Here is a 14268-nt window from a genome sequence, read left to right as displayed (position 1 = left end):
GGCTTCAGCGGCTTTGCACGGGTGGCTTCTGCGTGGTGCCCCCGAGGAAGGCGAACCAATAGGCCAGAGCGACGCCGCCCGCGCCGCCCACGATATTGCCCAGCGTGACCCAAAGCAGGTTGGCGGCCGCTGCGACAAGCGGGACATTGGCCCCTGCGGCCCAGCCTTGCGGGAAGAAATACATATTGGCGATGGAGTGTTCGAGCCCCAGCAGCACAAAGGCGGTGATCGGCCAGAGGATGGCCAGAACCTTGCCCGCAGCGGTGCGGGCGGCAAAGGACAGCCAGACGGCTAGGCAGACCAGCGCATTGCACAGCGCGCCGCGCATAAGGGCCTCAAGCGGGGTCAGCCCGGCCTTCGCCTCGGCGATGCCGACGGCGGTTGTGCCCATCGCACCATCCAGCAGCCCGGTCACGGCAAAGGCGGCCGCGAGCCCGGCCGCGCCCGCCAGATTGCCGAGATAGACCACGCCCCAGCTGCGCAACAGCAGGCGCAGCGGGATCCTGCGGTCCACCGCGGCGATCACCATCAGCACGTTGCCGGTGAACAGCTCCGCCCCGGCAATCACCACAAGGATCAGCCCAAGCGAGAACACCGCGCCACCCAGCACGCGGAGCGGTCCGGTCACAGGGGCCGCACCTGCGAGGGTCATCGTATAGGCCGCCGCCCCAAATCCGATAAAGGCGCCCGCCAGCATCGCCAGCACGAACATCTGGGGCAGCGGCAGCCGCGCCTTGGCGGTGCCGGCGGTTTCCACCAATGCGGCGATTTCGGCGGGTTTATAGGCGTCAAAAGTGGGCGTTTTGGTCATCTGTCGGCTCCGGCAGTTATGGGGGCATGGGCGGGGCAGCGGCCGCACCAGTAGATCATTCCCGCTGGCCGCTGCCATGATCCCGATCAAGGTGCCACAACGGGCAGGCAACCGGGCGCGCTAACGGTCCTGCGCCACCGAGCGGCGGAACAGCAGCAGGCTGGTGGCCAGCAGCGCGGCGCCCAGCAGCGCCATCCACAGGAACTCCGGCCAGACGGTTTCAACCCCTGCGCCCTTGAACACGATGGCCTGGCTCGCGGCCATGTAATGGCGCGAGGGCAGCAGGGTGGTGATGGCCTGCAACCAGTCCGGCTGGCTTTCCACCGGGGTTTCGCCGCCCGACAGCATCAGCATCGGCAGGATCGTGAGCATCACCAAGAGCGCAAACTGCGCCATCGAACGCGCGACCGTGGCCAGAAACACCCCCAGCGCGGTGGCGGTGAACAAAAACAGCGCCGTGCCGCAGAGGAAGAGAATCTTTGACCCGGCAATGGTGATGCCCAGCACCCCCTGCATCACAAAACCCAGCGACAGCGCCCCCGCAACCAGTACCACGGCGGCGTTGGCCCAGATCTTCGCCACCGCGATGTCAAAGGGCGACAGCGGCATCGCCAGCAGGTGCTCAATGGTGCCGTGCTCGCGTTCGCGGATCATTGCCGCGCCGGTCAGGATCGTGGTCAGCCACATGATCTGGCCGATCAGCGCGTTGATGCCGGCAAAGCGCATGGTGTCGCGATTGGGGTTGAAGGCGCTGCGGATGATGATGCCAAGGGGCTGCGGCTGGGCCAGATCGGCGCCGATGGCAAAGCGGCGGATCTCGGCGCTGAGAATACTGGTGATGTAATGGACGCCAATGCCCGCCTGTTCCATCGCGGTGGCGTCGATCAGCACCTGGATTTCCGGCACCCGGGCGGCGCGCAGGTCCTTCTCAAAGCCGGGCGGCACCGCCACCACAAACAGAAAATCGCCCGCATCCATCCGGGCGGCGCCGGTGCCGGGTTCGATCTGCACCACCGGCTGGAATTCGGGCGGAAAGAACGCCTCCGCCAGGGTGCGCGACAGGGGCGAGTTGTCCTCATCCGCAAAGGCGATCGAGGCGTTGTTGACCGAGGTTGCCACGCCCGTTGCCTCCATCACCGGCGACAGGGTGAAGGACCAGACCAGAAGCGCCATCATCACCCAGTCGCGGCGCAGGCTCATCATCTCCTTGAGGCCGAGCCAAACTATGCGGGACAGGCGCTGCATCTACTTCTCCTGCGCCCTGAGCGCCAGCGCGGCCAGCAGGGTGAACACCGGACCGAAGCAGGCGAGTGCCAGAATGTCGGGCAGCAGCGCCTCCCAGCCCAGCCCCTTGGTGAAGGCGCCGACGTTCAGGTGCAGGAAATAGGACGACGGCCATAGTGAGCCGATGACCTGGGCGCCGCCCTCCAGCGTCGAGACCGGCTGCAACAGGCCGGAGAACTGGATCGTCGGCACCACCGAGGCGATGGTGGTTGCAAAAGTGGCTGCCACCTGGCTGGAGGTCATGGTGGCGATCAGCAGCCCGTAGGAAGTCGCAGCCCAGACATAGAGCAGCGCGCCAAGGGCCAAGGGCAGCGGATCGCCCTTGAGCGGCACCCCGAAGACCGCGATGGTCATTGCCGTCAGCAGCAGGAAGTTCAGATAGGCAATCACGATATAGGGGATCTGCTTGCCGATCAGGAACTCAAACCGGGTGGTCGGGGTGACGTAGAAATTGGTGATCGAGCCCAGTTCCTTTTCCCGCGCGACGCTGACCGCCATCAGCACGGCGGGCAGCATGATCAGCAGGATCGCGGGCATGGCCGGGGCCATTGCGGCGATGCTCTCAAAGCTCTGGTTGTAGCGGAATCGCGGCTCTATCCGGGCGATTTCGGGCTGGCGGGTGCCGCTGGCGGCGGCCTGTGCACTGAGGAAGGACTGATGCAGCCCGGCGGCGTAGCCCTCCACCGTTTCGCCCTTGAAGGGGATGGCGCCATCGACGATGGCGAGCACCTCTGTCGGCTCATTTGTGCGCAGCTTGCGGCCAAAGTCAGGCGGCAGTTCGATCACCAGCGAGACCTCGCCCGAGGCCAGCCGACTGCGGCCCTCGGCAGCGCTGGACAGCGGCGGGGTGGGGCGGAAGTAGCGGGAGCCGGAAATCTCCGCCAGATAGGCGCGGCTTTCGGGGCTTTGCGACAGGTCGAGCGCGGCATAGTCCAGCTCATCTATGTCGAGCGAAATGCCGAAGCAGAACACCAGCATCAGGATCAGCGAGCCAAGGAAGGCAAAGGCGAGGCGCACCGGGTCGCGCAGCACCTCAACCGTTTCGCGCCGGGCATAGGCCAGCGCGCGGGTGGGGCCGCCTGCGGCGCTGCCCGTTGTCTGAACCGCTGTTTGCGGAGCGGAGACCGGGGGCGGCGGATCAGCGGCCTTGAGGATGGAGATGAACGCCTCCTCCAGGCTGTCGGCCGCCTCGGCGGCCATCAGGTCTTCGGGGGTGCCTTCGGCCAGAACCTTGCCCGCGTGCATGAAGGATACCCGGTCGCAGCGTTCCGCCTCGCCCATGAAATGGGTGGAGACGAAGATCGTCACGCCCTCGTTGCGCGACAGCTCGACCAGCAATGCCCAGAACATGTCGCGCGCTTCCGGATCGACGCCGGAGGTCGGCTCGTCCAGGATCAGCACGCGTGGGCGGTGGATCACCGCAACCGCCAGCGACAGGCGCTGCTTGATGCCCAGCGGCAGGGCGGCAGCAAGGGAGGAACGATGCGCCGCAAGGCCGAAGCGCTGCGTCAGCTCCGCAATCCGGGCCGCGCGGTCCGCAATCGCAAAAATGCGGGCGTGAAGTTGCAGGTTCTGCTCGACGGTCAGTTCGCCGTAGAGCGAAAACGCCTGGCTCATATAGCCGATCTCGCGGCGCATGGCGCGGTTCCTGGCATCCACCGGCCTGCCGAACAGCTGCGCCGCGCCGGAGCTGATGGGCAGGAGGCCGGTCAGCATCTTCATGGTGGTCGACTTGCCGCAACCGTTGGAGCCGAGAAAGCCGAAGATCTCACCGCGCCTTATGCTGAAATCGACGCTGTCCACCGCCACGAAATCGCCAAAGCGGCGGGTGAGACCGCGCGCGGTAATCACCGGCTCGCCGCTATGTGCTGCTGGTGTTGGGTGTGGAACCGGCGGCGGGCTGCCCTTTGCCCGCAGCTGGCGGTAGGCGGTTTCCAGATCACCGGTCCGGCCCTTCAGCTTATCCGGCGAGCCCTGGAACAGCACGCGGCCTGCATCCATGGCGACAATCCAGTCAAAGCTCTGCGCCTCCTCCATATAGGCGGTGGACACCAGCACGGTGAGGCCGGGGCTGGTGTCCCGGATGGCACCGATCAGCGCCCAGAACTGGCGGCGCGACAAGGGATCAACGCCGGTGGTCGGTTCATCGAGCACCAAGAGTTTCGGGTCATGGATCAGGGCGCAGCAGAGGCCCAGCTTCTGCTTCATACCGCCCGACAGCTTGCCCATCAGCCGGTCTGCAAAGGGTGCGAGCCCGGTGGCAGACAGCAGCGATGCAATCCGCGCCTCCCGCTCTGCCGCCCGCTGCCCGAACAGGCGTGAGAAAAATTCGAGGTTTTCGCGCACGGAGAGTTCGGGGTACAGATTGCGACCCAGCCCCTGCGGCATGAAGGCAATGGCCGAGCAGATGCGGCGCCGGTGGGCGGCGTTAGCGATCGGGCCGCCCAGCACGTCTATCGACCCGGCCTGCAATTTCTTGGCACCGGTGATCAGGCCCAGAAGGGTGGATTTGCCGACGCCATCCGGCCCGATGAAGCCCACCAGCTGACCGGGCGGCAGATCCAAGGTGATGTCATCCAGCGCGATATGCCTGCGGTAGCGATGAGAGACCTTGGCGATGCGGATGCCGGGGGTGCCTGCGGCGGAGATCATTCGAACAGCTCAGCCGGGATGCGCCGGTCCAGCGCTTCGGGCCATTCCATCGCGGGGTCGAGCCGGATCACCGCGACGCCGCGCAGACCGGTTTTCACATGTTCGATCCGCGCCGCCACCAGATCCTGCGGGATGCGGACGCGGACGCGGAACACCAGCTGCTCCCGCTCGCTGAGGGTCTCTACCTGTTTTGGGGTGAACTGCGCCTCTGGCGAGACAAAGGTGACAGTGGCGGGAATGGCGTAATCGGGCAGAGCGTCCAGCACGATGCGGGTCTCGGCTCCGATCGGCAGAAGCCCGGCCTCGCGGGCGGGCAGGAACACCTCCATATAGATGTTTTCCAGACTGAGAAGCGTCAGGATCGGCCCGCCGGCGCCAACCACCTCGCCCGGTTCCGCCAGCCGGTAAAGCACCCGGCCCGGCATCGGCGCGATCAGCGTGCTGTCCTCGATCTGGGCGGCGATCCGGCGGACCTCGGCCTCTGCCGCCGCGATCCCGGCCTCGGCGGTGGCGACCCGCGCCTCTGCCGCGCCCAGCACCGCCTCGGCCACCGAATGGATGGTGTCGCGCTCCTCATGGAGGGTTTCGGAGATATTGCGCCCGGCCAAGAGCGCGGTGGCGCGCTCCAGCTCATGCTCGGCGCGGCGGTGCTCGCTCTGGCGTTGCACCACCAGCGCCTCTGCCTCGGCCCTGGTCTGGCGCGCCAGCGCGACTTCGGCGCGGGCCCGGTCATGCGTCGCCGCCAGCTCATCGGTGTCCATCACCACCAGCACATCGCCCGCCGCAACCAGACTGCCCTCAGCCGTCAGTACCTTGGCCACCCGACCCGCCCTTGCCGGGGCAATCTCCACCTGTTCGGCCTCGATCCGGCCATTGCCCTGCACGAAACCCTCCGGCAGCTCTGCGCCGTTTTCCGAAACAAACAGATACGCCGCAGCCGCCAGCAGCAGCGCGGCGGCGGCAGTCAGAAAAACACCCGTTGTTCTGGTCATGGCACAGCACCCCGATCCCGTTGCGTCCTTTGCGGAGCCTAGATGATCTGGGCATCGGCCACCTTGCGCTGGGTCAATCCGGCGGCGCGGGAATGCTGCTATGATCGGACGGCGGCCACCGGACAGACCCGGGACATGCGCCGCGGCAGGTTTGACACAAAGGAGAACAGCCATGCTGATGCGGCTCGCAGTGATACTGGCGATTGCGGCAGGACCGGTCTGGGCACAGGAGGCCGACAGCGATGAGGGTAGGGACTTGTTTCTGTATTTCTGTGCGGAGTGCCACGGAAAGGATGCTGCCAGCCTTGGCCCCATGGCCGAGATGATGGCGCTGCGCCCGCCGGATCTGACCCAGCTGGCGACGCGAAACGGCGGCGATTTTCCGGTTGAAGCCGTGGCCAGGCAGATCGACGGACGGCAACCGATTGCCGCCCATGGCGATATGCCGATGTTCGGCCCGACGCTGGACGAGGACAAATATGTCGCCCTTGCGCTGCCCAGCGGCCAGCCGATGATGGTGTCCCGGTCGCTCAGCAGTCTGATTGCCTATCTGCAAACGGTGCAGGACAAGCGCTGAGCAGCCGACTGACGGGCAGCGTCCAATTTCAACATAACACAGATTATATGCTTTGATGCTGCGGCTCAGGAGGCGCAACGCCCCGCCTCGGCAAGTTCGCTGCCGGGGGGCATTGCATTGATGGCGCGCTGATTGGGATTACCGGGCGACCCAGGAGCCGCCGTCGGCGGAGGACGCCTGAGCTGCGGAGATGAACCACATCCCATCCAGCCCTGCCTGAAGACCCGGCAGCATCGGATTGTCGGTGCGGCTTTCTATCACCTCGGCAATATCGGTGTAAAGCGTTGCAAACCCTTCCAGATACCCCTCTGGATGACCGGGCGGAACGCGGGTCCAGTCGGGTCCGATGCCGGCCCCGCCACGGGTCAGGATCTGCTTTGGTTCTCCAAAACGGGTGAAACTCATCTGATTGGGGTCCTCATGCCCCCATTCAAGACCACCCTTATCGCCGAAGATCCGCAGGCGCAGGCTGTTTTCGCAGCCAACGGCGATCTGGCTGGCCCAGATCATGCCACGCGCGCCGCCGTCGTAGCGCAGCAGGATATGGGCGTTGTCATCGACCCGGCGTCCCGGCCCGAAGCTGTGCAGCTCTGCCGAGAGCGCCTCCGGGGTCAGACCGCTGACAAAGCAGGCAATGTTAAAGGCATGGGTGCCGATATCGCCAATGGCGCCTGCGCCGGACTGTGAGGGATCGGTGCGCCAGGCGGCCTGTTTGTGGCCGTCCTGTTCAATCGGATCGGTCAGCCAGTCCTGGGCATATTCCGCCTGCACCAGCCGGATCCGACCAAGATCGCCGCGCGCGATCATGGCGCGGGCCTGTCGCAGCAGCGGATAGCCGGTATAATTATGGGTCAGAAAAAACCGGGCGCTGCTGGCCTCCGCCGCCTGTCTGATCGCCTCGGCCTCGGCTGCGCTGGCGGCCAGCGGTTTGTCGCAGATCACATGAATGCCCGCGTTGAGAAAGGCGATGCTGGGGCCTGCGTGCAGATGGTTGGGTGTCACAATGGCAACCGCATCGATGCCATCGTCGCGCCCGGCCTCGGCGCGGGCCATCTCGTCATAGCTGGCGTAGCTGCGATCCGCGGCGATCCCCAGCTCTGCGGCGCTGGCCATCGCGCGTTCCGGGTCTGATGATAGCGCGCCGGCAACCAGCTCAAACCGGTCGTCCATCCGGGCAGCAATCCGGTGCACCGCACCGATAAAGGCACCCTGCCCGCCCCCGACCATCCCCAGTCTGAGGCGCGTCCTGCGATCCGTCGTCATAGTCCCAGCATCTCCCGAATTGTCTTCCTGTCGCGTTCGCCGTCAGCACAAGCTCAAAGGCCGTGTCGGTGCCCTCGATCAGATGGCGCGTGATAACGGGTGCGCCTTTTGGCAACCCGCTACTGTCGGCAATTTCAGCCAGCACTCCGATACGAGCGCTGCCCAGCTGTCATAGCCCTATTGCCACCGTTTGGGAAATACTCCCGTAAAATCAACCGGCCTCTAGCACGGCCCTGTAGCACGGAGCGCGAAAGCGGCAGGCGCCGCTGACGGCCGAAGCGGCGCCGCCTGATGCGGTGGTCCGCCGGTCTGGCGGCGGCAGGGCGGTCCGGTTGCTCAGAACAGGAGGTCGGCGGTCTCCAGTTCGGCCCGCGTGACATCTATCAGGGTCAGGGTGCTGCCATCTGCAAAGGTAAAGACGAAATCATCCCCCGATTGCGCCCCGAAAGACAGCGCCTGGTCCCGGCTGGTGAAACCAAATTCGCGCAGGGTCAACTGGTCCTCCTGCGCGTCGAAATCGGCGATACGATCATTGCCGCGACCGCCGACAAAGATGAAGACGTCACTGCCCGCACCGCCGCGCAGCATATCGTCGCCCATACCGCCGTTCAGCGTGTCCCGACCCTCGCCGCCAGCAAGGCTGTCATTGCCGCTGCCGCCAAAGGCGCGGTCGTCCTGGGAGCCCATTGCGATCTGGTCGTTGCCGCCCCCGCCGTTCACGCGGTCGGCGCCGCCGCCAGCAAAGACGATATCATCGCCACGTCCCGTTCCGATCGTGTCGTTCCCGAGGCCGCCATAAACAGTATCGTCTCCAACGCCCCCCCGCAGCGTATCCTCACCCGTGCCACCGTGCATGAAGTCATTGCCGCTGCCGCCGTTCAAACGGTCATTGCCGTCGCCGGCGACCCCCCGGTCGTTCCCGGACCCTAGGAAGAGCTGGTCGTCCCCGTCGCCTCCGCGCAGCGTGTCCACACCGCTGCCGCCGCTCAGAAGGTCCTCGCCCCGGTTGCCGGTGATGCGATCATTGCCGCCGCCGCCGTTGATGGTGTCATTGAAGTTGGTGCCGCCGATGGAGTCATCGTCGTCGCCAGCCGACATATCCAGCGGCCTGCCGCCTGTTGATCCGCCTCCCGGCGCTGGCGCCGGGTTAACGTTGATCGTGACTACGGCCATATCTGACAAGGCATTGTCGGTACCGCCAGCAATCTGCACGCCGATCTGACGGTTGCCGTCGGTTGGCGCGCCGGCTGCGGCATTGTCATATTGAAGGGCCCGCAGCAGGGTCTGGATCGTCGCGGGTGTTGCACCCGAGGTGAGTGTGATGACCAGATCTTCGCCCGCGCCGCCGGTGCCGGTTGCCACGATGGTTCCGACCGGCACACCGCCGACGGAGACCACCGAGCCGTTGGCCTGACCGGCAGAGAGCGACACGGTGCCGCTGACATCGATGAGGAGCCGATCTTCGGCCTGCATCCCGCTCTCGAAGGAGACGGTCAGCGTGCCGGTATCAAAATTGGCGCTATCCGCGTCGCTGACAGTCAGGTCCCCCGCCACATCAAGAGCTGTGGCGCTGTCACCCTCGGTAAAAGTGAAACTGTCGCCGTCGAGATTGCCGATCACCGGAGGGGTGCCGGTCGCATTCAGGAGGAAGTTGACGCTGCTATCCTGATCGCCACCGTTGGCAGTGCCATCGGCATCATTCAGCGTCAGGGTGAAATCCCGCGCGCCGACCGTGGACGGGGCCTCATAGGTGATAGACCGGATCAGGGTCTGGATCGCCGCGTTGGTCGCATCGGCGGTGCTGAAGTTGATGGTCAGATCCGAACCGCCCTGCCCGTCATTGGTGATATCCACCGTGCCAATGGTCACGCCGTTGACCAGAACAGTCTCTCCTGCGGAAAGGCTGGCATCGCCTCCGGCAGTGACAATCGTGCCGTCAACGCCCCAATTGCCATTTGTGGTGCCTGAATTCTGCGAAATTGTCAGCTGGCCGCCGTTGTAATCGCTGGAATCGAGGTTGGACACCGTCACCGCGGACAAACCGCCAAGGCTCTGGGCGCCGGTTCCGACAACAACCTGGCTCGTCGCATGGTAGTGGGCATTGCCGATCACCGGGGCATCGTTCACAGGCAGCACGTTTACCGACGACGACAGCGTCAGCGGGGCGCTGTTGGCGTTGCTGCCGGTTGCACTGCCGCTGTCGGTCAGGCCGGTGATGGTGACAACACGGCTGCCCCCTGTCGGGGTTTCGGATGTGTTGCGATAGGTGATGGTGTCAACCAGCGTCTCGGCCGCGGCGGCGCTCAGCGTGCCGCCGGTCAGGGTGACGGTTGCGGTATTGCCCAAGACGGATACCGTCGCAGTCAGGCCGTTGCTCGCGGTGGTCAGCGTGTTGGCATCCGTCAGCGCCAAGACACTGCCGTCGATCGTCAGCACCTCCGCCGCGCCGTCGGCGATATTTGTGACCGTCAGGCTGAGAGTGGTCAGCGTCTGCCCCGCCTCGACGGTGTCGGCGCTGACAGTGTTGAACAGATCCGCTGCCGGGTCGCCTTCCACAAAATTCGGATTGCTGCCGGTTGCGACCAGCGTCGGCGCATCATCCGTGGCCGCGACGGTCACGGTCAGCGTCGCAGTGTCGGAGCTGATGCTGGTGCCGTCGGTGATGGTGAGACCCAGCGTCCGGTCATGGGTCGCCGGGTCATCGCTGCTGTTGTCGTAGGAGAGCGCGCCGACCAGCGTCTGCACCCGGGAGGGGGTCGCATTGGCGTTGAAATTGATGCCTAGGGTTTCATTGGCGCCACCGGTCGCACCGTTGGCCAAGGTGCCGATCACCACGCCGCCCACGCTGACGGAGGAGGCCGCTGTCTGCCCGGCAGACAGTGTGACGGAACCGCTGGTGTCGATCAGCAGGCGATCATTGGCGGTCTGTCCGCTTTGGAAGGCAAGGCTCAGTGTGCCGCTGCCGAGATTATTATCGGCATCGCTGATCGTGACATTGCCGCCGGTATCCAGCGCCACCGCGCCGAGGTTCTCGACAAAGGCGACGGTATCGCCGGCCAGATTGGCAACCACGGGTTTGTTGCCAAGGATCATCGAAAAATCGACCGAGGTGGACTGCGCGCCGCCATTGGCCGTGCCGTCGTTGTCATCCAGGCTGAGGGTGAAGGTCTGCGCACCGGTCCCGGCCGAGGCGCCCCAGGCGAGATTGCGGATCAATGTCTGGATTCGGGCATCGTCCGCATTGGCGGTGAGGTTGATTGCAAGCGTGTTGCCGCCCTGCCCGTCCTCGGTTGCATCGACGGTGCCAATGGTCACGCCACCAATCTGAATGGTTTCATTGGCCGCAATGCCCCCGTCACCGCCCGATGTCACCGTTGTGCCGTCGACGGAGAAGCTGCCGCTTGCGGTGTTGTTGCTGTCCTTGTCGACAATCCGCAGGACGCCGCCGCTGTAATCGGGCGAATCTGCATTGGCGAGAGTGGCGTCGGCGCCAGCATCGATCAGCGCAGATGCGCCAGGTGTCAGGACGCCCTGATCCCCCGTCAGATTTGCCAGCACGGGAGCGTCGTTGACGGCGGTCACCGTGACCGTGCTTGTCACGGCCAGGGCGGCGGTGTCATCGCCGTTGTTTGCCGTGCCGCCGCTATCGACAAGTTCGGTCACGGTGACCACGCGATTGGCGGTTGTTGTGGGATTATCTGATGTATTCCGGTAGGTTATACCATCTACGAGTGTTTGAAGCGCCGCAGGGCTGAGGGTGCCCCCGGTGGCGGTGATGGTGGCGGTGCTGCCGGTTACGGAGACGCTCACCGACAGGGAGTTGGCGGCACTGACAAGAGCGGTGCCATTTGTCAGGGCCACGTCGGTGCCGTCAAACACCAGTATTTCATCCGCGCCGTCGGCGATATTGGTGATGGTCAGGGTCAGGCCCGTGATCGTCTGTCCGGTTTCAACCGTGCCGGAGGTAACGCTGTTGAACAGGTCAACCGCCGCGCCGCCCTCAACATGGGTTGGGTTGCCGCCGGTAGCAGTCAGCGTTGGTTCGTCGTTGACGCCGGTATTGCTCACCGTGACCGAGCCGGTAGCGGAGGCGATCCCGCCGCTGCCCTGGCTGCCCACATTGCCGTCCGAGAAGGTCCAGTCCAACTGGACCGAGGCATCCGGGTCATTGCTGGTGTTGCTGTAGGTCACCCGCTGCAACACGTCGTTCACCAGAGCGGTTGTCGCCGGGGTGGCGAGGGAGGTGAAACTGATCGTCAGCGTACCGCCCACCTCGGCAAATGTCGCAAAGCTCTGCCCGCCGCTTTGCAGCATATTGCCGCTGACCGTGAACAGAGCCCCGGTCACATCAAAGCCGAAATCATCCTCGAGATCGGTGCCGCCGTTGCGGGCGATGGTCAGCGAGGCACCGCCGAAATCGCCATTGCCGCCATTCAGGTTGGCCAGTTCGGTGTCGGCAATGGTGGCGGTGCTGTCCAGAACAACGGCGCTGCCGCCTTCGACAAAGGTCGGCGTAGCATCCAGACCGGCAAAGACCGGGGCGTCGTTGACGCTGGTGACAGTAATACTGGCGGTGTCGCTGATGGCTGAAAACGCGCTTGTACCGCCGGTCACGCTGGCGTCCGCGACGCCGCCGGCAGAGCCGGTGGAGCGATCCCAGGCGCGGATGGTGATGGTGGCGGTGCCGGAATAATCCGCATTTGGCACAAAGCGGATCAGATGGGTAGCCGCGCCCGCCAGCGACCCGTCCAGCAGGCGCGCAGCGCTTGTTAGATCGACCGATGTGCCGGTGGTGGCGGTGAAATTCGTCCAGCTGGTTCCGTTGTCGAGGGAATATTGCCAGATCCCGTTGGTGTTATCGACCGCAGTCACCGCAATCGCTTCGACCGGGCTGCCATCGACATCGGTCACGCTGCCATCGGACACGATGCTGGCAACGCTGTCACCTGTGTTATTGGCGTTGTTGCTGGCGTCGTCGTCGCCATCAGCGGAGGAGCCATCGTCATCGCCTGCGTCCTCGGCAATGGTGCTGAGCATGGGCGACGCCGCGGCGTCGAGCACCGGCGCGTCATTCACCGCCGAAATGGTGATACTGACCGTATCGGCGCTGCCATTTGTGGTGCCGTCGTTGGGGGTGACGGTCAGAACCGCAGTAGTGGTGTCATTGCTGGCGGTGGTGTAGCGAAGTTTTGACGTGTCGTTCAGATAGGTATTGAGATCAGCGGCCGACCCCTGCAACGTCATCGACCCGGTGCCGGAATTTGCCACGGTCACACCGGCGGTTGTTCCGTTGCCATCGGTCGTGGCGATGGTGCCGCGATCCACGGCCAGGGTCAGGGTTATGGTATCGCCGTCGGCGTCAGATATATTGTAGGCCGACAGGTCAATCGCCGTCGCAACATCCTCTGTCGCAGTGTCATCTGGCGGTGTCCCGCCCAGCAGCGGGGCGTTATTGGCTGAAACCACGGCCGTGTCGACGGTCATGGTCAGGACCGCGAATTCCTGGAAACTGGGTTCATTGGTGTAATCGACCGCAATGCGTCGCACCGATCCCCAGGCTGCATCCGCGTCCCAGTCGCCGCTGCCGATGCTGTATGACACCAGTGCATTGGAACCGGCCGCAGCCCAGGTCAGCGTATCTGAGACGATTTCTGTCCCGCTGCTGTCAAAGCCACGGATGGTGAAAGTCTGTGAGGTGATGCTCTGCGCCCGGCCGAGCACCCGAAACCCCTCGAAACTGAAATCGCCATCACCGGCCAGCTGAAATCCGTTGCTGTCATCGTTGTAGAAGGCACCGTCCATTGCGCCGATGGTCCCGCCCTCGACAGCGCCCACCGCCAGGTTTTGCGCGCCGCGCATGTTCAGATTGGTGAAGGTGCTTGAACCCTCGCTGCCGTCACCAAAATCAAGCGTCAGCGTCAGCCCGGGGAAATCCGCGATCCCGTCGCTGCCATCGGCCCAGGCGTCCTTGTTGTTGCCGCCATTTGTATAGTTGCCGTAGTTCAATACAGTGGACAGAACTGCCGGATAGGCCGCCTGCGCCACTGCCGAAATCCCGATCGGGGTTGAGATCGCGCCGATCTGCATCTCCAGATCCCAGTCGCCGCCCAGCTCGGCAGCGCCGGTCAATGTCCGCGATGCGGCAACATTCGCGCCGGTCGCCTCGGCCAGGGCAGCAACGAAGGCTTCGCCTTTGGCAGTTGCCGCCACCTCGCAGCCATAAAGCAGGATATCACCACCGGGATGCAGCGCCCGGCGCAGGACCTCCATCACCTCAGGGTACCGGGCGAGCGTGGCCTCGGTCACGGTTTCGTCACCGATTAACAGCGCGCCGTCTTCGCCGTGGGACATGATATGCAGCGCCGACAGACCGCGCACTGCGCTGAGGGCCTCTGCGATCTGACGCAGGCCGGACCCGTTGCGGGTCAGATAGATGACGGTTGCGTCATCCGGCAGATCGAGATGCAGGGTCTGACAGTGGTCGACGGCGGAATCAAAAACGAAATACTGGGTATCAATCATCTGAGCGCTCTGAGATTAAAGCTTACAATCCAAAGGTATGATCAGTCGTCTTGCTCAACCTATAGGATATCGAGGTTAATCAATCGGTAATGGCCAAATTATGTGGCGGGCTTATTAAAGATTTCTTGCATCCAATATGCCAATCGTGGGGGGCGATGACTTTTTTT

Annotated in this window: 7 protein-coding genes; 1 reads left to right on the top strand and 6 read right to left on the bottom strand. The window is 64.3% G+C overall.

Features of this window, described 5'->3' with window-relative positions; all coding sequences use genetic code 11:
* Positions 1-4 precede the first annotated feature (4 nt).
* The 4 genes from VWY60_RS01485 to VWY60_RS01470 form a co-directional block, all read right to left on the bottom strand.
* A complete protein-coding gene (locus tag VWY60_RS01485) occupies positions 5-811 on the bottom strand; it encodes a formate/nitrite transporter family protein (RefSeq protein WP_416539680.1) in 807 nt (268 codons plus the stop codon).
* A 120-nt stretch (positions 812-931) separates the two neighbouring features.
* Positions 932-2056, bottom strand: a complete 1125-nt coding sequence (locus tag VWY60_RS01480) for an ABC transporter permease (protein ID WP_340547799.1) — start codon at positions 2054-2056, stop codon at positions 932-934.
* On the bottom strand, positions 2057-4747 hold the full coding sequence (gene rbbA, locus VWY60_RS01475; protein WP_416539679.1) for a ribosome-associated ATPase/putative transporter RbbA: 2691 nt from the start codon (positions 4745-4747) through the stop codon (positions 2057-2059).
* A complete protein-coding gene (locus VWY60_RS01470) occupies positions 4744-5739 on the bottom strand; it encodes an HlyD family secretion protein (RefSeq protein ID WP_416539678.1) in 996 nt (331 codons plus the stop codon). Before VWY60_RS01470 ends, rbbA begins: the two co-directional genes overlap by 4 nt.
* A gap of 172 nt (positions 5740-5911) precedes the next feature.
* Between VWY60_RS01470 and VWY60_RS01465 the strand changes: the two genes are divergently transcribed.
* Complete coding sequence (locus VWY60_RS01465) at positions 5912-6316, top strand: c-type cytochrome (RefSeq protein WP_416539677.1); 405 nt, start codon at positions 5912-5914, stop codon at positions 6314-6316.
* Between the two features lie 138 nt (positions 6317-6454).
* On the opposite strand, the gene VWY60_RS01460 is transcribed toward VWY60_RS01465, so the two are convergent.
* The gene (locus tag VWY60_RS01460) at positions 6455-7579 is read right to left on the bottom strand and encodes a Gfo/Idh/MocA family protein (RefSeq protein WP_416539676.1); all 1125 of its coding nucleotides are present in this window, start codon (positions 7577-7579) and stop codon (positions 6455-6457) included.
* 336 nt (positions 7580-7915) lie between these two features.
* Positions 7916-14101, bottom strand: a complete 6186-nt coding sequence (locus tag VWY60_RS01455; protein ID WP_416539675.1) for a DUF4347 domain-containing protein — start codon at positions 14099-14101, stop codon at positions 7916-7918.
* Positions 14102-14268: the final 167 nt, after the last annotated feature.

Source organism: Phaeobacter sp. JH20_26, assembly GCF_048056275.1.
Lineage (GTDB): Bacteria > Pseudomonadota > Alphaproteobacteria > Rhodobacterales > Rhodobacteraceae > Phaeobacter > Phaeobacter bryozoorum.
Note: the sequence above shows the minus strand (reverse complement) of the source record. Positions and strands in the feature narration are given on the sequence as shown.

Bases quoted from the DNA above. Each gene is read 5' to 3' on its own strand.
- VWY60_RS01465 (WP_416539677.1), top strand. From the start codon at position 5,912: ATGCTGATGCGGCTCGCAGTGATACTGGCGATTGCGGCAGGACCGGTC.
- VWY60_RS01470 (WP_416539678.1), bottom strand. From the start codon at position 5,739: ATGACCAGAACAACGGGTGTTTTTCTGACTGCCGCCGCCGCGCTGCTG.
- rbbA (WP_416539679.1), bottom strand. From the start codon at position 4,747: ATGATCTCCGCCGCAGGCACCCCCGGCATCCGCATCGCCAAGGTCTCT.
- VWY60_RS01455 (WP_416539675.1), bottom strand. From the start codon at position 14,101: ATGATTGATACCCAGTATTTCGTTTTTGATTCCGCCGTCGACCACTGT.
- VWY60_RS01485 (WP_416539680.1), bottom strand. From the start codon at position 811: ATGACCAAAACGCCCACTTTTGACGCCTATAAACCCGCCGAAATCGCC.
- VWY60_RS01460 (WP_416539676.1), bottom strand. From the start codon at position 7,579: ATGACGACGGATCGCAGGACGCGCCTCAGACTGGGGATGGTCGGGGGC.
- VWY60_RS01480 (WP_340547799.1), bottom strand. From the start codon at position 2,056: ATGCAGCGCCTGTCCCGCATAGTTTGGCTCGGCCTCAAGGAGATGATG.